This window comes from Streptomyces sp. DSM 116793, from assembly GCF_057320905.1.
This window is the reverse complement of the sequence record NZ_CM170494.1, coordinates 2,807,962-2,828,185: the sequence shown is the minus strand read 5'-3', so window position 1 is coordinate 2,828,185 and position 20,224 is coordinate 2,807,962. Positions and strand designations below refer to the sequence as shown.

The following is a 20,224-nucleotide window of genomic DNA, read 5'->3' as shown; positions in this document are numbered from 1 at the left end:
GCTAGAACTAGTGCGTGGGAGGGGCCGATCCGAGGCGAGATGGCGGCTGTCAGCCCTGAACTGGCGGAGGCTGGCGAGGGCTTTGCAGAGGTCGTTTCGAGGATGGTGTCCTTCGATGAGTACTATGGTGGTCGCACCATGCGGGTGAGTGGCGGTGTCCTTGCCGGCTCCCTGACCTTGGGCTCCGGTGCCAGGCCGTCTCTAGCGCGCACCGCCCGTGGTGACCTGATGTTCCGGATGGCACGTCACGACTCCGTTCAGTGCGCGATCGTGATGTCTGCCGGCGGGCAAGTGGGCTGTTCGTGGTCCACCGAGTTTCATCCACTTTTCGACTCGGTCGAGCACCTAATCGAGGATTGTGCGGCCTGGCATGAGATCCGAGGGTGGCGGTACGTTGCCATCTCTGATTTCAATCCAGCCGATATAGTCGCTGCCATTGGTGATGTTCCTGCAGATGTAGCCGCGTCTGGAGAAAAAGCAAAATGGTGGACGTCGAGCGGGGTCGCCGTTGTTGTCCATCCGTATCTCAATCCCGGGCGATCCTCGAATCAGGTGACTATTCTCGCCGTCGACGAGATCCAATCGGCGCGCGTCAGGCAAGCTCTGGAAGCTGAAGGATTCGGTGATCAGGGTTCGACGGCCGCCTTTCTCCGGGGGGTTGTCGAATAATGGCGGACGAGGCTCACGCCCAGGCGCCCCTGACCGGGTACAGCTGGCATTGACAACAGGCTTCCTGTCGAAGATGGCAGATGGAATGCATGATGAGCATGGAAGAATTCGAGCGTGCGTTGGCATGCGTCATCCATTTTCTGAGGCGTCGGCGCTCGTGATCGGATTCCAGGGAATAGGGCGACAGGTGAGGGCGATACGCATTGAGGAGCTGCGTACCGTTCCAAGAGCATCTTTCCCAGCCCGGTAACTGGTCGTGCATGTCGTGGCGGATCGTGGATACCGGGCCGTCGCAGTAATTCTTTGATGTGCGTTGAAAGGGTAGGGCTGATGGGGGCAGAGGCCGTGCGGCGTTCCGCCGGTACGGAGACAGTGGTGGACGTGATGTTGCGCTGGGCGCGGATCCGGCGGCGTACGCCAGGGCGTGACATCGAGGATTTCGATAATGGGCAGTCGCTTCACGTTGTCGGATTCACCCGGAGCATCGGAGGAACTGTTACCGTCGCGGTCGGCAAGGGTAAGCAGATCGCTCGACTGAGACGGGGATACCTGCGGCTCACCATCGGTGAGGAACCGGTCTGGAGCGACGCACGGGGCGGTCGGACTGCGACTCTGAGGCCACCGTTTCGGCTGAGTCCGACGGGTGGGAAGGTTCCGATGGGGCCGAAGTTCGTGCGCTACGAACTCGGCACGGCCGATGGGACGTACGATCTGGCGGTTCCCAAGAAGGACGGGGAGCTCGTGCGGTACGTCTTCGGGTCGGCATAACATTTCTCACCCGTTGATGAGTGATGGCAGGGCACACGGAAACCTCGGAAACTGATTTCGGTCGGTTCACGCCATCGGGAGCAAGCATGAGTCGCGCCACTGCGCCTGCCGAAAATTCCATCCATGCAGCTCAGGGGCGTGTTCGGTGGTGCGGCAGGATGAGTGCTCGTGTTGCTTCGTCTTGCTTACCTGACCGTGACCAACGCGTTCGCCGCGCTGCGGCTGCTACCGATGAGCGATCGCGACAAGGACGCGGAGATTCTCGCCCTGCGCCATCAGATCATGGTCCTTGAGCGGCAGCTCGGTGGGGGCCGGGTGGAGTTCGCGTCGGAAGACCGGGCTTTCCTGGCCGCTCTGCTGGTGCCGCTTCCGTGCCAGGTTCTGCGTCGGATGCGTTTGCTGGTGCCGCTTCCGTGCCAGGTTCTGCGTCGGATGCGTTTGCTGGTCCAGCCCGACACCGTGCTGCGGTGGCACCGGGATCTGATCAAGCGGCGCCATGCCCGCACCTGCCGACCGAAGGGATCAGGTCGCCCGCCCACCGTTCGCTCGATCCGCATTCTGATCCTGCGCCTGGTTCGGGAGAACCCATCCTGGGGCTACCGCCGCGTACACGGCGAGCTCGCCACCCTCGGCATCAAGATCGCCGCCTCCACCGTCATCGACGTCATCAACACTGCCAACGCCCTCACCGGCCGCCAGATCCACTTCCAGGCCGGCGCAGCACGTCACGGCGACGTCCCCACGACCCGCGCTGACTCCCGCCGCGCCCAGTCTGTGCTGGGCTGGCAGCCCACGGTCGACCTCCCGACCGGCATGCAGGCCCAGCTCCAGACCCTCACTCAGCCGCCCGCACACAGCTCGGCACCAGCCTCGACGCGTCTGCGCCGCCTCTGACCTCGCGCGGACCGCAGCTCGTGCCCCGTCCGATGGGTGCCGGCCTACCTACCGCCCACGCCTCCTGCCACACGCGGGGGTGTGGACGGTGAGGTGCTTTTGTCGGAGGACCTCAATGGTCGATGCACGCTGTGCACAGAGTGGGGACACGCAATTCCGACCAGTTAATGCCCCCACCGACGCGCCTCCCGCACACGGACCCATTTCGGACCCATACGCGATCTTGAAACGCCGAAGGGCGTCCTCGGAAACCGAGAACGCCCAGGTCAGCCCGGTGAAGGCTGGTGCGCCGCCAGGGACTCGAACCCCGGACCCGCTGATTAAGAGTCAGCTGGTGGTTATTTCGGTCAGTGCCAGCATGTGCCGACCAAAGTCATCCCGCACGAGAATATACAGGTTGCGGCCGAGGGGCGTATCCAGATGGTGCCGCAGTGCGCTGACGTGTTCCATGGCATTCGGCCCCATCGCGGACCCATCTGCCTGCGTCATGGATCCGCGAGAGTCAAGCGCAGAGGACTCTTGGCTCGAGAGTAAATGGGAGTCTCCGGCGGGGCGCGGAGCAGGGGGAAGCGGGGAAGACGGCACGGCCGTTGGTCGACTGGCGATCCAGATGGTCGTTCAGTCAAACCGGTAGCGCGGCTGGCACTTGGCCACGGGGGCGAGCCGTTTGGGGCTGCAAGCGAGGGCTGATCATGTGCCGCACTCGCCCTGGTCCGAGGAGACTCCTCGTCAGGCGGACGTCGTAGCTTCCGGGGTCCGCGATTTGTGCAGCCGAGTCACCGGCGGCGTGAGCTCTTAACTGTCGCCTTCCTGCCGGTTGGTGGTGAATCTTCGGCTTAATTCGGTCTGAAGTAGGCTTCAAATTTAGGTAAAGCCACGGCGGGCATTCGCGGTCGAGACGCCTTCAGTGGGTGTCTCAATGTCGATTACCCGCATACGCTCTATGTCTGGATATCGGCCTGCTTCGAAGTGGCGTATAGGTGCTGTTTCCCACCTAGTTGCGCCGCTTGTTCGTTGGCCAGAGTGGCTCTCTGGTCGGCCTCGGGGGTGATCTGGAGGGGCGGTTGGCGGACCTTGACGTGTTCAATCAAGTGCCAGATAAGGTCCTCTCGCCTGTGAGGATCTTGTGCTTTCAGGGTGGGGGCTCTGTGGGGTCTGGGGAGGGGTGGGGAGATGGGTGCGTCCCGAAAGCGGCGCGGCACAGCCAGATCGCTGATCGCGGTGGTCGCAGCCGCGGTGGTGGCGAGTGTCATGCCGTTGACGGGTGTCGGCAGCCAGGCCCGCGCTGAGGCGCAGTCGGCCGCTGTGGCGAGCACGGGTGGGACCAGGTCAGCGGTGACCTTGTCCGTTGCTGAGGACGCGGCCGAGGCGGGCGGCACCAACGTCGAGGTCTCCTCGTTGCGAACCGAGTCAAGCGAGGTGTACGCGACCCCGGACGGCCAGTTGGAGGAGGTCCAGCATCTGAAGCCGATCCGGACGCGGCTCGACGGGCAGTGGAAGGCGATCGACAACACGCTGGCCAAGCAGCCTGACGGTTCGGTGAGCCCGAATGCGGCTGCGGTTGGGATGGCTTTCTCCGGCGGCGGCACCGACCCACTGGTCACGCTGGAGCGAGCGGGGAAGAAGTTGTCGTTCTCCTGGCCGGCGGTACTGCCGGCTCCGACACTCGACGGGAACACGGCCACGTACGCGAATGTGCTGCCGGACGTCGATCTGAAGATGCGGGCGACCACGGACGGCTTCTCGGAGCTTCTGGTGGTCAACACCCCGGAGGCGGCGAAGAATCCGCAACTTGCCGAGTTGAAGCTGGGTGTCGACTCTCCGGGGCTTGATCTGCGGAACACGGACTCCGGTGGGCTGGAGGCGATCGACGAGGCCGCGGGTGGCGTCGTGTTCCAGGCGGCCAAGCCCTTGATGTGGGACTCCACGCGGGCAGCGCCCACGGAGGCGGCGCACACCCAGAGCCGCAAAAGCACCGAGGACGACTTCGCTGCATCGCCCCAGACCTCGACCAAGCAGGACGGCGCGGACGGCCCAGGGGACGCGGCGAAGGTGGCACCGATCAGCGTCGACGTTGACTCGGACGGCAGCGAGCTGAAGCTCACGCCGGATCAGGGGTTGCTGACCGGCTCCGACACGACGTTCCCCGTCTACATCGATCCGCAGACCTACACACCGAAGGCGGGGGAGTGGACGATGGTGTCCCGCTACTGGGCGTCCTCGGCGCAGTGGCGGTTCAACGGGGACTCGGATGCTGGTGTCGGGTACTGCGGCTGGAACTATTGCGAGCCGTACGACGTCAAGCGCCTCTTCTACAAGTTCCCGACCTCACGGTTCGCCGGGAAGTCGATCCTCAGCGCGACCTTCGTGGCGCATGAGACCTGGTCCGGCTCGTGCGACGGCCGCGCGGTTGAACTGTGGCGTACGAAGTCCTTCAACTCGGATACCACATGGAACAGTTCGGACGACAACTGGCTGGACAACCTCGACTCCCGTGACGTGGCGAAGGGCTACGACTCCACGTGCCCGGGTGGGGATGTGGAGTTCGATGCGACAGACGGAGTGAAGTACGCCGCCTCGCACGACTCGGAGTACACGTCGTTCGGCCTGAAGGCGACCCACGAGGACGACGAGTACGGCTGGAAGCGGTTCTCGGACGACGCCTATCTGCGCGTGAAGTACAACCAGCCGCCGAAGCAGATCGCGATGAGCCAGCTGTCGATGCAGCCCGGAGGCACCTGTCACACGTCCGCCAAGAAGGTCACGATCCGCTCGCTGCCGCAAATCGAGGCCAACAACGTCACGGACCCGGACAAGGATCAGGTCAGTGTGCAGTTCCAGCTCTGGTGGGACGCGGGCAGCGGCTTCAAGGCCCAGTGGACCTCGGCCAAGCTGACGCCCCGCGCCTCCGGCAGGGACTTCAGCACACGCCTGACCGAGACACTCTCGAACGACAAGGAGATCCCGCAGAACAAGACGATCGCCTGGTACGCGCGGGCCGTCGACTACGACGACGGCAAGTACTACAGCTATTCACCTTGGTCGGGAGCAGGCTCGGCGACGGGCTGCTTCTTCGTCTGGGACACCAGCGTGCCCAAGGGGCCGACGATCACCTCGGGGGACTACCCGGCCAAGGACGACAGTGATCCGAACGATCCTGTCTACGACGGCGTGGGCCGCTACGGCACCTTCACCGTCTCCTCGTCGGACACGAGCGTGACGAAGTACTTGTACGGGGTCAACGAGGAACCGTCGTCGGACAACACGGTGACCACATCGGGCGGTGCGGCCCGGACGCTGAGCTTCCGGCCGACCAGGTCCGGCACGAACATCCTTTATGTTCAGTCTTTCGATTCGGCGGGCAACGGAAGTGAGCCCACACGTTATGCGTTCCGTGCGAAACCGGGGCAGCCGGCCCGGGCCGAATGGAAGCTGGATGAAGCCTCCGGCGTGACGCAGGCCGAGGGCAGTGCCGGCGAGCGCATCCTCGATATGAGGGGTGGCCCCACTCTGGGCGTTCCGGGTGTGAAGGGGACCGCGGTGTCCCTGGACGGGGTGGACGACTACCTGGTCTCCGACATTCCGACGGTGCACACGTCCATCGGGTTCTCTGTCTCTGCGTGGGCCAAGCTTGACAAGATGCCGGATGGGGCGGCGATCATCGCGGCGCAGCCGGGGAACAACGCCCCGGGCTTCGAGTTGTACTACTCCAAGACGTACGACCGGTGGGCGTTCAACCAGTACACGGCCGACACCGCGTCGGCCACGCCGATACGCGCCATGCAGGCAGCCGCGGGCGGAGTCAATGCCGGGGAGTGGGTACATCTCGTCGGTACGTACAGCACCGCCTCCGACGAGATGAAGCTGTACGTCAACGGAACACTGGCCGGAACCACGTCCTACAGCACCCCTTGGGACGCGCGTCGCGGCCTGCAGATCGGCGCAGGCTCCTACAGCGGCCAGCCGGGATCATTCTTTCCCGGCACGGTCGACGAGGTCCGCCTCTTCGACAAGCCGCTGGCCCAAGGGGAGGTCACCGATCTGTACAACCAGCAGCCCCTCGGTGATGGTCGCCCGGCACGCGCGGTGTTCCCGTTGGACGAGTCGGCCACCGACACCAACGGTGACGCGACGACGCAGGTGCACGGCCGCGCGGACGTGAACCCAGCGGTCCTCAAGGGAGGTGCCACGCCGGGCAAGCCGGGTCGAGAAGGCGCCGCGCTGAGCCTGGACGGTGTGGACGACTACGCGACCACCACAAGTCCCCACCTCAACAACCAGGACAGCTTCTCCGTGGCGGCTTGGGCGAAGCTGTCCAAGACCAAGCCCACACACGCAGCGATCGTCGCCACCCAGACCGGCACGGTGAACCCCGGATTCGAGTTGTACTACTCCGCCACCTACGGCTGGTCGTTCAACCAGTACACGGAGGACAGCGCCGACGGCACACCGGTGCGCGCCGCCCAGGGCGACCCGGATCTGGCTCCGGGCGGGGAGTGGACGTACGTTGTGGGCTCCTACGATGCCGTGACCAACGACCTGCGGCTGTATGTCCAGGGCACGTGGGTGGCGACGACGAAGTTCGACGCGCCGTTCTACGGCGCTGGGCCGGTGCAGATCGGTGCGGGCGACTACAGCGGCAAGCCGGGTAGTTTCTTCCCCGGCCAGATCTCCGACGTACAGCTGTACGATCGGGCACTGTCCGCGCCGGAGATCGCCGCGATGTTCGACAGCCAGGCCACGGTGGAAGGCCGCTGGAAGCTGGACTCCGTCTCCGGCAGCCCGACCTCCTCTCCGGACGACCTGGTGCGGGAAGATCACACCACGCATCCGCTGACCCTGGGCAGTGGAGCGGGCGTCGACACCACCAGCTTCGGCAACGTGGTGGGCAGCGGCGACCTGACCCTGAACGGCACCAGCAGTGGCTACGCGGCCACCAGCGCCTCGCCCATCGACACCAGCAAGAGCTTCACCGTCTCCGCCTGGGTGACCGCTCCCAGCCGGCCGACCAAACCGGTCACGGTGATGAGCATGGCCGGGGTCAACACGAACGGGTTCGCGGTGCGGTACGTGCCCGACGAGACCGACCCGGCCGACGCCGGCCGCTGGCAATTGGTAATGGCCAGCACGGACAGCAGTACTGCGGTCACCACGATCGCGGAGCACACCAACTTCCAGAACAACACCTCCTGGAACAACATCATCGTCGTCTACGACGCTTTCGCCGGCAGGATGACCCTCTACGTCGACGGCCAGACGCAGGCCAGGTCCTGCCCGGACGATGACGACGACGGCGAGCCCGACGACCCCGCATGCACGGAGCAGGTGTCGTGGGACGCCTCGGTCCTGCCCTTCGCTGCCACCAAGGGCCTCCAGCTGGGCCGGCTGAAGACCGGCGCCAGTACGTGGGGCGAGTACTTCAGTGGCGCCATCGACGATGTGTGGGTCCTGCAGGGAGCCGCAGACGAGCGGCAGATCGCCGCGCTCTCCGGTGGCGCAGACCTGGACACCACGACAGGGCTCTGACCCGCTATCCACCGCACCATCGACTGCCCACGATAAGCACACCCTTAGTAGCTCGGCGTAGCTCTCGTATGGCGAAAGGCGATACGTGAGGGATGAGGACGGAACGATCGTGATGCGAGCACGGATGTTGTCGGCCGGCGTGCGGCGCCGGGTCGCCCTCCTCGTTCCCGCCGTCCTGGTGGGATCGGTCCTGCAGGCCGCAGTGGTCCCCCCTGCCGAAGCCGGCGACCACTCCCGCGTGCCCACCGCGGAGAAGCCGCTGTCCGGACACGGGGTGGCACCGCTCGCTCGTGCGAGCGACAGCGAGCCCCGTGTCCCGAAGAGCACGCCCAGACACACCTGGGCCACGGCGGGCACCGCCACCGTGTCACTCCAGCCCGGTGCGAAAGCCGACACCGTGCGGGCCGGAAACCTGCCGGTCTCCCTGCTCACACCGAAGGCCGCGTCCCACACGTCGTCGGCTACGAGCAAGACCTCCCATGCCCCGCTGTCCGGCAAGGCCACCATCCGCGTCCTCGACCAGAAGACCACGCGGCGCGCGGGTGTCGACGGCCTGTTGTTCTCCCTCCAGCGCCAGTCAGGGGCCCAGGGTGACAGGGTCGGCATCCGCGTGGACTACTCGACCTTCGCGCAAGTCTACGGAGGTGGATACGCGGCCCGGTTGAAGCTGGTGCGGCTGCCCTCCTGCGCCGCGGTTCACCCGGACGACAAGAAGTGCTCCACGGCTGTACCGGTCGCCTCGCACAACGACGTCAAGGCGAAGACTCTCACCGCCGACGCCGTGAGCCTGTCGGTACCGGAGAGTGCTGCACCCATGCTGCTGGCGGCCACCGCGGGAACGGCCAGTGATCAGGGCGACTACAAGGCCACGAAGCTGTCCGCCTCGTCTTCCTGGCAGACGGACCTGAACAGCGGGGACTTCTCGTGGACCTACGACATGCCGGTGCCGGGCGTCCCGGGCAAGTTCGCTCCGACGGTCGGCCTGTCCTACTCCTCCGGGGCCGTCGACGGCCGTACCTCGAACAGCAACAACCAAGGGTCATGGGCCGGTGACGGCTTCAACCTGTGGCCCGGGTCCATCGAACGCAGCTACAAACCCTGCGACGACGACGGGGTGAAGAACGCCGACGGAACCAAGCCGGGTGATGTGTGCTGGGCGTACGACAACGCCACGCTGTCGTTCAACGGCCACTCCCGGGAGTTGATCGCGACCGGTAAGGACTCCTTCCGGCTCAAGGCAGACGACGGCACGAAGGTCGACCGGCTGCACGGCACCACCCGGGACAACGGTGACGACGACCAGGAGTACTGGAGGGTCACCACCACCGACGGCACGCGCTACTACTTCGGCTACAACAAACTGCCCGGCTGGTCGAGCGGCGACAAGACCACCGACTCGACGTGGACGGTACCGGTCTACGGCGACGACTCGGAAGAACCGTGCCACGCTAACACCTTCGCCGACTCCTGGTGCCGGCAAGCCTGGCGGTGGAACCTCGACTACGCCGTCGACGCCCACGGAAACGCGATCGCCTACTACTACGACAAGGAGACCAACTACTACGCCAGAAACCGGACACCCTCGGACGAGACGGTCTATGACCGCGGCGGATACCTGGACCACATCGACTACGGGCTGAAGTCGTCGTCCGTGTACGGCACCAAGGCCCTGGCCAGGGTGGACTTCACCCCCGCCGAACGCTGTCTGCCCGAGACCGGCGTCACCTGTGACGCCTCGACCATCGACGACAAGTCGTTCTACTGGTACGACACCCCATGGGACCTGCACTGCACCTCCGGGGAGGACTGCACCAAGTCCTATTCACCCAGCTTCTGGACCCGCGAGCGGCTGGCGGCGGTCACCACCAAGGTCCTGCAGTCCGACGGCAGCTACGCCCCGGTCGACACCTGGGCGCTCACCTACCGATGGGGCACCTCGGACATCGACTACCAGCTGCTGCTGGACTCCCTGCAGCACACCGGGATGTCCACCACTCCCAGCGTCACCCTGCCCAAGGTGACCTTCGACTACGACCAGCGCACCAACCGCCTCAAGATCGACGGAGACGACACGTCCCCGTTCATCAAGGAACGCCTGTCGGGCATCTCCGACGAGTCGGGCGGGGAACTGGCGGTGGAGTACTCCACCGCGGCTTGCAATGCTTCCGACCTGCCGAAGCCGGAGACGAACACGACCCGCTGCTTCCCGGTGTACTACACCAAGGAAGGCGACGCCGACCCGACCCTCCAGTGGTTCAACAAGTACGTGGTCAACTCGGTGACCCAGACCGACCGCACCAAGTCCTCACCGGAAATGGTCACCCGCTACTACTACCCCGAGGGGGCGGCCTGGCACTACGACGACGATGACGGGCTGACCAAGGAGAAGTACAAGACCTGGTCCACCTGGCGTGGCTACGCCCACGTCAGGGTGGAGACGGGCGGCCAGGACCCCGTCGGCATGAAGTCGCAGACCGACCACTACTTCCTGCGCGGCATGGACGGCGACAAGGCATCGCCGTCCGGGGGCACCAAGTCGGTAACCGTCTCCGACGACAACGGCGGCACCATCACTGATCATGACTCGGCGGCTGGTTTCGAGTACAAGACCGAGCAGTACAGCGGCCCCGGCGGCAAGGTCCTGGAGAAAACCGTCAACACCCCCTGGCACCACCAGACGGCCTCCCGCACCCGCTCCTGGGGCACCGTCACGGCCAACCTGACCGGCACCGCATCCACCCGCACATGGACCTCTCTCGACGACGGCGCGGGAAGCAAGTGGCGCACCACGTACAAGACGAACAGCTTCGACGACGTCGCCGGACGCGTCGTCCAGACCGACGACTTCGGCGACGAGTCGACGGCGAAGGACAACCAGTGCACCCGCACCACGTACGTCGACAACACGACCGACTGGATCCTCGACAGGCCGTCCCGAGCGGAGACCGTCGCAGTCAAGTGCGCCGATACACCTGACCGCTCCAAGGACGTCATCTCAGACGTCAGGACCGCCTACGACGGGCAGGACTACTCGGTCGCACCCACACAGGGGAGCGCCACGCGCACGGCGTCGCTGAAGTCGCATGACGGGACCACCGCCACCTACCTGGAGGCCGGTGCAACCTTCGACAGCTACGGTCGCCAGCTCACCTCCACGGACATCACAGCCACCGTCACCGCGACCGAGACCACCGCCCCGGTACGCACCCCCCGCTCGGACGGCCGCACGACCACCACGGAGTACACCCCGACATCCGGGTTCCCCACAACCTCCACCGTCACCACCCCGCCGGCCACCGCGGGTGCCACGACCACGGCACAGACCACCACCACGACCTACGACACGGTCCGCGGCCTGCCGATCACGGTCATGGACACGAACAACAAGCGCACCGACACCACGTACGACGCGCTCGGGCGCACCACGAAGGTGTGGCTGCCGAACCGATCCCAGGCCAACCGCGACACCCCGAACTACGAGTTCTCCTACACCATCAATGACGGCAAGCCGGTCGCGGTCGGCACCACCACCCTGTACGGGACCGGCCGCCGAACCTCGTACACCCTGTACGACGGATTCCTGCGGGAGCGGCAGACACAGGCACCCGGGCCGGACGGCGGCCGACTGCTCAGCGACACCTTCTACGACGAACGCGGCCTGACCGCCAAGACCTTCGCGCCCTACTACAACACCAGCAGCCCCTCAAGCGCTCTGCTGGACCTGGACAACGCCCTGGCTGTGGAAACACAGACCTGGAACACCTACGACGGTCTCGGCCGCATCTCGAAGTCCCAGCAGATCGCGGGCAACGGCGACGGCGGCACTGTCCTGTCCACGACCACCACGTCCTACGGCGGCGACCGCACCACCGTCACCCCGCCCAAGGGCGCCACCCCCACCACCACGGTCACGGACGCCCGCGGTCACACCACCGAGTTGTGGCAGTACCACGCCGCCACCCCAACCGGCCCGGCCGACAAGACGCTCTACGCGTACACCCCGGCCGGAAAGCTGGCCAAGCTCACCGACCCGGCCGGCAACGTCTGGTCCTACCAATACGACCAGCGAGGCAACCAGACCGTGGCGATCGACCCGGACAAGGGCGAGACCGACTCGTATTACAACGACCGCAACCAGCTCGACCACACAATCGACGCCAACCAAGAAAAGATCACCCACGTCTATGATGGTCTCGACCGGGAGATCGAGACCCACGACGGCGACGCCTCCGGGACGCTACTGACCAAGCACGTCTGGGATCCGAGCGGCTTCAAGGGGCAACTGGCCTCCGCCACCCGTTACGTCGGCGGAGCCGACGGCTCCGCGTACACCACGACGTACAGCCTCTACGACACGCTCTACCGGTCGCACCGGACCACCGTCACGATCCCCGCCTCCGAGAAGGAACTGGCCGGCTCGTACCAGACGAACGTCCAGTACAACGTCGACGGCACGGTCCAGTCCACCAGTTACCCAGCTGCAGGCGGCCTGCCGACGGAAACGATCTCACCGACATATGACGACGTGCTGCGGGTGAAGACGATCGGCGCCGGTGATGGAGCGACCTACCTCACCGACGCGATCTACAGCTACACCGGCAAGCCGTTGCAGTACACCTACCAGGCGGCCGGGGGGAAGGCGACAAAAGTCACCGACTCCTATGAGTGGGGAACCCAGCGCCTGCACAACTCCAGCGTCGAGCGCGACGACGTCCCGGGCACCGACAAGTCGGCCACCTACGGCTACGACGAAGCGGGCAACATCACCTCCATCTCGGACGTGTCACGCGACGGCACCGACAACCAGTGCTACACCTACGACTACCTCGCCCGCCTCACCGAAGCATGGGCCCAGTCCACCCCCACCTGTGAGGCGACCCCGTCGTCATCGGTCCTGGGCGGGCCCGCCCCGTACTGGCAGTCGTACACGTATGACCTCAGCGGCAACCGCCGGACGGAAACCCTGCACGACACGGCAGGTGATACGTCCAAGGACACCACAAGCACCTACAGCTACCCGGCTCCGGGGGCCAAGCGGCCCCACGCGTTGCAGCAGGTCGACACCACCGGTCCGAACGGCATTTCCCAGGACACCTACACCTACGACGACGCCGGCAACACCTTCACCCGCACCATCGGCGGTGACAAACAGACCCTCACCTGGGACGCCGAAGGCCACCTCGCCCAGGTGGCCAAGCCCGACGGCAGCGGCGGCACCACGACGACCTCCTACGTCTACGACGCCGACGGCAACCGCCTGATCACCCGCACGAACCTCGGAACCACCCTCTACCTCGGCACCACCGAGATCACCCTGGCGAAGGGCGCCACCACCCCGAAGGCGACGCGCTACTACGACCTCGGCAGCGGCAACCAGGCGATCCGCACCAACGACAACAAGCTCTCTTTCCTCATCAGCGACCAGAACGGCACATCGCAACTCGCCATCGACGCGGGTGATCAGACCGTTCAGCAGCGCCGGTCCACGCCCTTCGGCGCGGCCCGCGGCAAATCACCCACGAGTTGGCCAGGAGACAAGGGCTTCGTCGGCGGCACCCAGGACGACAGCACGGGCCTCGTCCACCTGGGCGCACGCGACTATGACCCCGCCACGGGCCGCTTCCTGTCCGTCGACCCCGTGCTGGATCCGACGGACCCCCAGCAGCTCAACGCATACGCCTACGCCAACAGCAGCCCCATCACCTACAGCGACCCCACAGGCCTCAAGCTCGCTTGCGGTGGTGACAACCCCGCCTGCCCCAAGAACGACCAGAACGGCGACGGCTTCCCCGACCACCCCACGAAGACCACACGCAGCAGCAGCAGCCCGGGCTTGACGAAGGACCAGAAGAAGAAGGTCAAGCAGATCTACGACTACTTCTTCAACCCCAACCAGTGCTACGGCAACGCCTTCGACCCGAGCCCGAAGAACGACGTCTGCTACACCCAGGCGGAGATCGACGCCGACAAGCATCTCACCAAGGACCTTCTGCTCGCGCTCGGCGACATGACTGTCGTTGTCCCCTGGGTTCGCTGCGTCAAGGGGAACCAGGACGAGTGCGACGTGCTGGGAGAGGCAATCTCCACCTGGGACCTGGGCGCCGTCGAGGCGGGATCGGTCCGCTTCATCGGTGCGCTGGGCAAGGCAGCGAAAGCCATCTGCAGCTTCAGCCCCGACACACAGGTTCTGCTGAAAGACGGACACCAGAAACCCATCGGCAAGATCAAGCCGGGCGACAAGGTCGAAGCGGCGGACCCCGAAACCGGAAAGCATCGCGGGGCTCGTACCGTAACCGCCCGCCTGGTACATCGGGACGAGGACCTCGTCGACCTCAAGATCCAGCAGGATGGGGGGCCTGCTCGAATACTTCACACCACCTATAACCACCCGTTCTGGGATGCTACGGCCCATGCCTGGGTGCCAGCTGGAAAGCTTATACCGGGACACCTCCTCGACACTGTCACCAAACAGCGCGTAATAGTCGTTGGGGTCTTTCCGCAAACGGGTGCAGCCGATATGTTTAATCTCACTGTCGGTGAGCTCCACACGTACTACGTGCTGGCCGGCGAGACGCCGGTTCTCGTTCACAATTCGAACTGTCCCACGGGCGGTGGGCGCGACCTCATCGATGGTCAGGCTCAGTTCCACATCATCCACGGTGACCGGACCGCGGGTGGGCACAAGTGGCCGGGGCAGGTCGGGAAGACGGTGTTCCCTCCCGATTGGGATACGGAGAAGATTCTGGATAGCGTGGCAGACGTGGCTACCAGCCCCTCGAGTGTCTGGACGCAGCAGTCCGGAAAGAAGGGGTCGCTGTACACAAAGAACGGCGATCCTTCTCGATGGAAGATTGAGGGAACCTCGGACGGGGTCACAATCCGTGTCATCTACGAACCGGCCACTGGCCGGGTCGTGACCGGATTCCCGGTTCGGTAGACTGAGAGGGCGAGGTTAGTGATGGATCCGATGCGGTACAGAAGTGAGATTTCCAGCCTGTTGGAAGATTCTCCACTGTCCGATCCTGACGTCATCAAGAATGTTCGGGAGTTTCTGGAGGTTGGTGAATACGCACTCGCTTTCGACACCATGTGCTCTTGGATCTATGAGGATAATTTGCACATCAGTGCCTCCTATTACGGAAGGCTGTTGCGAGCGTCGGAAGTCATGGGTTCTGAGGGGCTGGTTGAGCATATCCGCGAGCTAGTGTGCGAGTAGGTTCAACTGTTCCCCGCTGGGGTAAATTCAGGGATTCTTGGGTGCTGAAAGGGAGATCGCGCGATGGTTCGTGGGGTGTTGAGATGAATAATGAGCCAATGCGCAACCTTCCCGGCTCCAGCATAGCCGTGCATGGTGGTTCGGTTGCCGATGCCCACCGCTTGGCTCTGGCTGCCCAAGGGCTGATTGCGATGCAAGCCGTCCTGCAACTCGTGGTGGGTGCACAGGGTGGGTCCGCATCTCGGTCCTTCGGGCAGTACGGGGCCGTTTCCATCGCTTTCCTCGTGGCCTCCGCCGTGGTATTCCTCTGCTGGTTCCGGCGCTGCCGGATCAATGCCGAGCTCTTCGCCCCGGGCACGCACAAGTTCTCGCCGGGCTTCGCCCTCGGTGGTTGGTTCATCCCGGTGGCCATGTGGTGGATCCCGCACCGCACGGCCCGGGACATCTGGAGGGCGAGCGGACCCGCCGAGGGAGCGTGGCTCGTCGACGCCTGGTGGGTGGCGTGGCTCGCCAAGACCCTCGGTGCCGCGGTTGCCGTGAGGTTCGAGTCGCACCCGGACGGATACTCCGTCTACGACCAGGTTGTGGGCGTTGTCGCAGCGGTTCTGGCCATCCTGGTGATACGTAAGGTCACGGCTCGGCAGCATGCGATGGACCGCGCGGGCCCATGAGCGCCCCAGGCGCCGGCGAGCCTCTCTGCATGGCTGGATCTCGAACGTGACTACGGGAACTCGTAGGGCAGCAGCGAGCCATTCATCGGGCTATGTCGTGGTCGTCAGTAGTCGCCCTTCCGATGTTCTGGGGCCCGGTAGCGTCCGCACCTGTGCCGGAAGCGTAAATAATGCGGTAAGCATCGGATGTAAGGTATTGAGGTGACCCCCGGAATGTGGACACAGAGGTTCATGCCACGAGTGAGAGTTTAGCCGTCTTGTGGTGCTGTTGTTCGAACTCCATGGGGGACAGGGAGGACAGCGCGCTGTGACGGCGCCGTGCGTTGTAGTACGTGAGCCACCGGAAGATCCCCAGCCGGACCGGAAGATCCCCAGCCGGGCCTGACTCATCGTTGAGAACACCGTCTTGTGGATGGCCTCGCGTTTCAGGCTCTGCCACAGGCTCTCGGCCAGGGCGTTGTCGTAGCTCGAGCCGACCCGGCCCATGCTCCTGCGGACCCCAAACCGGCCACAGACCTGCGCGAACGCCGCCGAGGTGTACTGCCTGGGTTCAACCATTCGTTGCAACGCTCCTGATCAGAGGGGTGTGTTGTGGGACGGCCAGCGGGTTGGATGACGGAGTTGACAGGGCGGTCGCCGATGAAGTCGCCGGGACGACCATCGACGCGGCGGGAGGCGATGTCGATGACCGTGGCCAGGTAGAGCCAGCCCTCGCCGGTGGGGATGTAGGTGATGTCGCCGCACCAGCGGGCGTCCAGTGCCGTGGGGTCGGGCTGGAAGTCCCGGACTATGAGATCGGGCCGGGTGGCTGCTCGGGGGTCGGGAACGGTGGTCAGGTGCCGTCGTTTGCGGTTGTGCCGCTCGAAAAGTCATCGCCGCAGGTGGCAGCGGTGATTCGTGCTGGCTGGGAACATGTCTGCGTGATCGTGTCGCTGCTGTACAAGGTGACCCGGAAGCTGGTGACCGTCTCATCGGTGCTCCTTCGACGCGATGCGGCGAAGGAGGCCGAGTTGCTTGTGCTGCGGCACGAGAACGCCGTGCTGCGCCGACAACTGCATGGCCCGGTCCGCTACGAACCAGCGGACCGGCTCTGGTTCGCCGCCCTCTCTGGCCTGATACCTCGACGTCGCTGGGCAGAGGTCTTCCCGGTGATGTCTGCCACCCTGCTCGGGTGGCACCGCAGATTCATCGCCGATAAGTGGGATTACAGCGATCGTTGCTGTGCCGGACGACCACCCACTCGAGCGGCGATCAGAGCCCTCGTGCTGCGACTGGCCCGGGAGAATCCGAGGTGGGGGCACCGGCGGGTCCAAGGTGAGCTGGCTCGACTCGGTCACTCGATCGCGGCCTCGACCGTGTGGGAGATCTTGCATGCGGCGGGCGTGGGCCCGGCACCACGTCGATCCGGTCCGACCTGGCGCGAGTTCCTCACCGTCTAGACGAGTAAGTCCGAAGGCTGGGGGAGCATGAAGCGAGGGTCTCGTTGGTCCGTTTGTGACGACAGACCTCGAAACCCTCGCCACTGCACTGTACGTGAAGATCGACGACTCTCTGGTGGGATCGCGCCGATGCGGCCGTCCGCCGAGGCTGAGGGGACTGCTGCATGATCGGGTGACAGCGGGGGTCTATGCAGCCAGTGCTGCAGGTGGGGTCATGATGATCTCGTACTCGACGGGGGTCAAACGGGCCAGGCGTCTCTGGCGTCGGCGCCGGTGGTAGGTGCGCTCTATCCACGTCACGATCGCGGTCCGCAACTCCTGACGGGTGGCCCAGGTACGGCGGTCGAGGACGTTCTTCTGCAGCAGCGCGAAGAAGCTTTCCATCGCAGCGTTGTCGCCCGCTGCGCCGACCCGACCCATCGAGCCGGCCAGTCCGTGGCGGACGAGAGCGGCGACGAATTTCCGTGACCGAAACTGCGAGCCGCGGTCCGAATGCACCACGCACCCGGCCACCTGGCCGCGGCGGGCGACGGCGGACTCCAACGCGGCCACGGCGAGGCGGGACTGCATGCGGGCGTCGATGGAATAGCCCACGATGCGCCCCGAGAAGGCGTCCTTGACGGCGCACAGATAGAGCTTGCCCTCGCCGGTGGTGTGCTCGGTGATGTCCGTGAGCCACAACCGGTTCGGCCCGTCGGCGGTGAAGTCGCGCCGCACCAGGTCATCGTGGACCGGCGGCCCAGCCTTGGCGTTCTTGCCGCGGCCTTTGCGCTTGCCGAAGGCGCTCCACCAGCCGTTGTCCCGGCAGATCCGCCAGGCGGTCCGCTCGGCCATCGGCTCACCGGCAGTACGGGCCTCGTCGAGCAGGAACCGGTGACCGAACTCGGGATCGTCGCGGTGTGCGTCGAAGAGGGTATTGGCCCGATACGCCTCGGCCAGCTCGGCGTCGGTGACCGGGCAGGCCAGCCACCGGTAGTAGGGCTGGCGTGCCAGCCTCAGCACCCGGCACGTCACCGCCACCGGCACCCGGTGAGGGGCATCGGCGGCGGCCAGCTCGCGGACGAGCGGGTACATCATTTTGCCGGCAGGTTCGCCTGTGACAGATACGCCGCTGCCCGCCGGAGCACCTCGTTCTCCTGCTCCAGCAACCGGATCCGCTTACGGGCCTCGCGTAGCTCGGCCGCCTCGCCCGACGTCGTTGCGAGCCTGGCGCCCTCGTCGGTGTCGGCGCGGCGCAGCCACTTCGAGAGCGTGATCGGGTGGACGCCGAAGTCGGCGGCGATCTGTTCCAGCGTGACGCCGGGCTCGCGGTTGCGCGCGACCCGCACGACGTCCTCGCGGAACTCCTTCGGATACGGCTTGGGCACTGCAACATCCTTCCAGGCCGCCTCTCAGCAAGCCAGGTCAGGTGTCACCCAACCCTGCAGCAGTCCCCTCCCGGGCTGCAGCGCCCTGCTGACCCGCTCGGGAGATACGAGCGACGATTTTGCCCGGGAGTCGCCAGATGTCGTTCTCGGCGAAACGGATCGGTTCTGCTCCTGAGGCAGATATGCCTGCCGTACGTACGGCCTCGGCGAGGACTGCGAAGGACTCGCTGCGGCGGTCTGCTGTCATGACAGGACCGAGGTGTCGATGTGCTCGCGGAGCTGCGCCAACTCGCTCTGGGGGAGTACCCGGTTGAGGGAGAGGCGGCGCAGGTCCCGCACGTCGTCGAGGGTGCGCTTCGAACTCACCCGGCCGGCTTCTTTCAATGCCTTGTGCGCGATGGCGATGGCCTCGCGTGGGTCTCCGGTTGCCATCGTGAGCGATGCGAGCTTGGTTCCCGAGATTGCGCGTGAACGGACGAAGTTGTCCCGGTGGCCGGCGATGGCGACGCGGAAGCGGTCGGCGGCCGGCCGTGGGGAGTAGCCGGAGAGCAGCGCGGCGTCGTAGAGGGCGTGTGCGGTGTATCCGTGGTGCTGGGCGTGGTCGTAGTAGGCCATCCAGGGCTGGTCCTCGCCTGGCCGGGCGTGGGAGAAGACATCGTCGCTGCGGCCGATGGCGGCCAGGGTGCCCTGGACGTCGCGCATCTTCGCCAGGGCCCTGGCTCGGGCGTTGTGCAGCATGGCCTGCTCCCGCGGGCTCAGGCGGTCGGCACGGACGAGCCCTTGTTCGGCGTGGGTCAGGCCCTCGTCGGGTGCGCCCACCCAGACCGCCTGCCGGGCCCGCCAGTTCTGGGCGTTGGCGCGCAGGTGCCAGTTGCCGACGTGCTCGGCGCACTCGACGGCGAACTTCAGCAGCCGACGTGCTTCGGCGTGCTCGTAGGCGTCGAAGGCGGCGGGGCCCATGACGACCGCGAGCCTGCCGACCGCGGTGAAGAGCGGTTCCTTCAGCGGTGCCGGGCAGCGTACGTGCAGCAGACGTGAGGCCCAGGTGAGCTGTCCTACGGAGGCTTCACGCACCATGCCGGCGCCGCCGTAGAGGTTGTCCCATCCGGAGAGAGCGGTGGAGGCGGCATGAATCTGCTCCACGTCCTGTACGCGGATGACCTTCGGCAAGGCCCCATGGCCCAGCGCCGGTACGGAGCCCACGAGCGGCGCTGCCGATACGGCTGTGCCGCTGGCGGCGGCCAGAAAGGATCGACGTTCCATGGTTGTCTCGCTCTCACCCAGGACCGTGCCGGGCTCCTCCGGCACGGCATCCCTCGGCTTCGGCGCTGCCTCGGCGATGGGGCGGGCCGTCAGCTCGGTGCCCGCGCTTCCGCTGTTGTTGTCCGCATCGTCTTCGACGCGCCGCCACAGTCTGATCAGTGCCCCACCGGCATCCAACGCCGCGTCCAAGGCGGCTGCCCGGGCGGTTCCACAGGAGCGGGTGCCCTTCTCGATCCGCTCGATCAGGGACGCGCTGACGTTGACTCTCCTGCCCAACTGGGCGGTGCTCAGGCCGCGCTGGTTGCGCCAGTTCCGCACCTCGACGCCGAACCAGGCCAGCAGCGATACGGAGTCGTCCAGGGATTTCGGCTTCTGTGGCATGGTTTCCCCCTTGCCACCTCATGCGGACAA

10 protein-coding genes, 1 tRNA gene and 2 pseudogenes are annotated in these 20,224 nt (G+C 65.5%); 9 read left to right on the top strand and 4 right to left on the bottom strand.

Translation table 11 applies throughout. The features are described from left to right. The first annotated feature begins 39 nt into the window (after nucleotides 1–39). The 3 genes and pseudogenes from ACSMXW_RS11250 to ACSMXW_RS11240 all read left to right on the top strand — a co-directional run. On the top strand, nucleotides 40–669 hold the full coding sequence (locus tag ACSMXW_RS11250) for a hypothetical protein (RefSeq protein WP_485805732.1): 630 nt from the start codon (nucleotides 40–42) through the stop codon (nucleotides 667–669). A gap of 384 nt (nucleotides 670–1,053) precedes the next feature. After that, nucleotides 1,054–1,437, top strand: coding sequence for a hypothetical protein (locus ACSMXW_RS11245; RefSeq protein WP_485807967.1), 384 nt, complete (start codon nucleotides 1,054–1,056; stop codon nucleotides 1,435–1,437). 168 nt (nucleotides 1,438–1,605) lie between these two features. Continuing rightward, nucleotides 1,606–2,115, top strand: a pseudogene (locus ACSMXW_RS11240) (hypothetical protein); the annotation flags it as partial. Between the two features lie 498 nt (nucleotides 2,116–2,613). On the opposite strand, the gene ACSMXW_RS11235 reads toward ACSMXW_RS11240, so the two are convergent. After that, nucleotides 2,614–2,713 (bottom strand) — tRNA-Lys (locus ACSMXW_RS11235). A 953-nt stretch (nucleotides 2,714–3,666) separates the two neighbouring features. Between ACSMXW_RS11235 and ACSMXW_RS11230 the strand changes: the two genes are divergently transcribed. The 4 genes from ACSMXW_RS11230 (at nucleotide 3,667) to ACSMXW_RS11215 (ending at nucleotide 15,744) form a co-directional block, all read left to right on the top strand. Next, the gene (locus ACSMXW_RS11230) at nucleotides 3,667–7,857 is read left to right on the top strand and encodes a LamG-like jellyroll fold domain-containing protein (RefSeq protein WP_485805730.1); all 4,191 of its coding nucleotides are present in this window, start codon (nucleotides 3,667–3,669) and stop codon (nucleotides 7,855–7,857) included. 112 nt (nucleotides 7,858–7,969) lie between these two features. Further along, nucleotides 7,970–14,794, top strand: coding sequence for an RHS repeat-associated core domain-containing protein (locus ACSMXW_RS11225; protein ID WP_485805728.1), 6,825 nt, complete (start codon nucleotides 7,970–7,972; stop codon nucleotides 14,792–14,794). A 21-nt stretch (nucleotides 14,795–14,815) separates the two neighbouring features. Next, on the top strand, nucleotides 14,816–15,073 hold the full coding sequence (locus ACSMXW_RS11220; protein ID WP_485807966.1) for a MafI family immunity protein: 258 nt from the start codon (nucleotides 14,816–14,818) through the stop codon (nucleotides 15,071–15,073). A gap of 98 nt (nucleotides 15,074–15,171) precedes the next feature. Beyond that, nucleotides 15,172–15,744, top strand: coding sequence for a DUF4328 domain-containing protein (locus ACSMXW_RS11215; RefSeq protein ID WP_485805726.1), 573 nt, complete (start codon nucleotides 15,172–15,174; stop codon nucleotides 15,742–15,744). A 90-nt stretch (nucleotides 15,745–15,834) separates the two neighbouring features. On the opposite strand, the gene ACSMXW_RS11210 is transcribed toward ACSMXW_RS11215, so the two are convergent. Further along, the gene (locus ACSMXW_RS11210) at nucleotides 15,835–16,302 is read right to left on the bottom strand and encodes an integrase core domain-containing protein (RefSeq protein WP_485805724.1); all 468 of its coding nucleotides are present in this window, start codon (nucleotides 16,300–16,302) and stop codon (nucleotides 15,835–15,837) included. 278 nt (nucleotides 16,303–16,580) lie between these two features. Between ACSMXW_RS11210 and ACSMXW_RS11205 the strand changes: the two genes are divergently transcribed. Beyond that, nucleotides 16,581–17,183: a hypothetical protein gene (locus tag ACSMXW_RS11205; RefSeq protein ID WP_485805722.1), complete on the top strand. Its 603-nt coding sequence runs from the start codon at nucleotides 16,581–16,583 to the stop codon at nucleotides 17,181–17,183. A 55-nt stretch (nucleotides 17,184–17,238) separates the two neighbouring features. Further along, nucleotides 17,239–17,334, top strand: a pseudogene (locus ACSMXW_RS11200) (IS982 family transposase); the annotation flags it as partial. Nucleotides 17,335–17,369: 35 nt separating this feature from the next. On the opposite strand, the gene ACSMXW_RS11195 reads toward ACSMXW_RS11200, so the two are convergent. Further along, nucleotides 17,370–18,550 (bottom strand): IS3 family transposase gene (locus ACSMXW_RS11195; RefSeq protein WP_485797810.1). Its coding sequence is split into 2 segments (ribosomal slippage): nucleotides 17,370–18,263 and nucleotides 18,266–18,550, totalling 1,179 coding nucleotides; the frame shifts between segments, so codons are not numbered across the junction. Nucleotides 18,551–18,793: 243 nt separating this feature from the next. Beyond that, the gene (locus ACSMXW_RS11190; RefSeq protein WP_485805720.1) at nucleotides 18,794–20,194 is read right to left on the bottom strand and encodes a helix-turn-helix domain-containing protein; all 1,401 of its coding nucleotides are present in this window, start codon (nucleotides 20,192–20,194) and stop codon (nucleotides 18,794–18,796) included. Nucleotides 20,195–20,224: the final 30 nt, after the last annotated feature.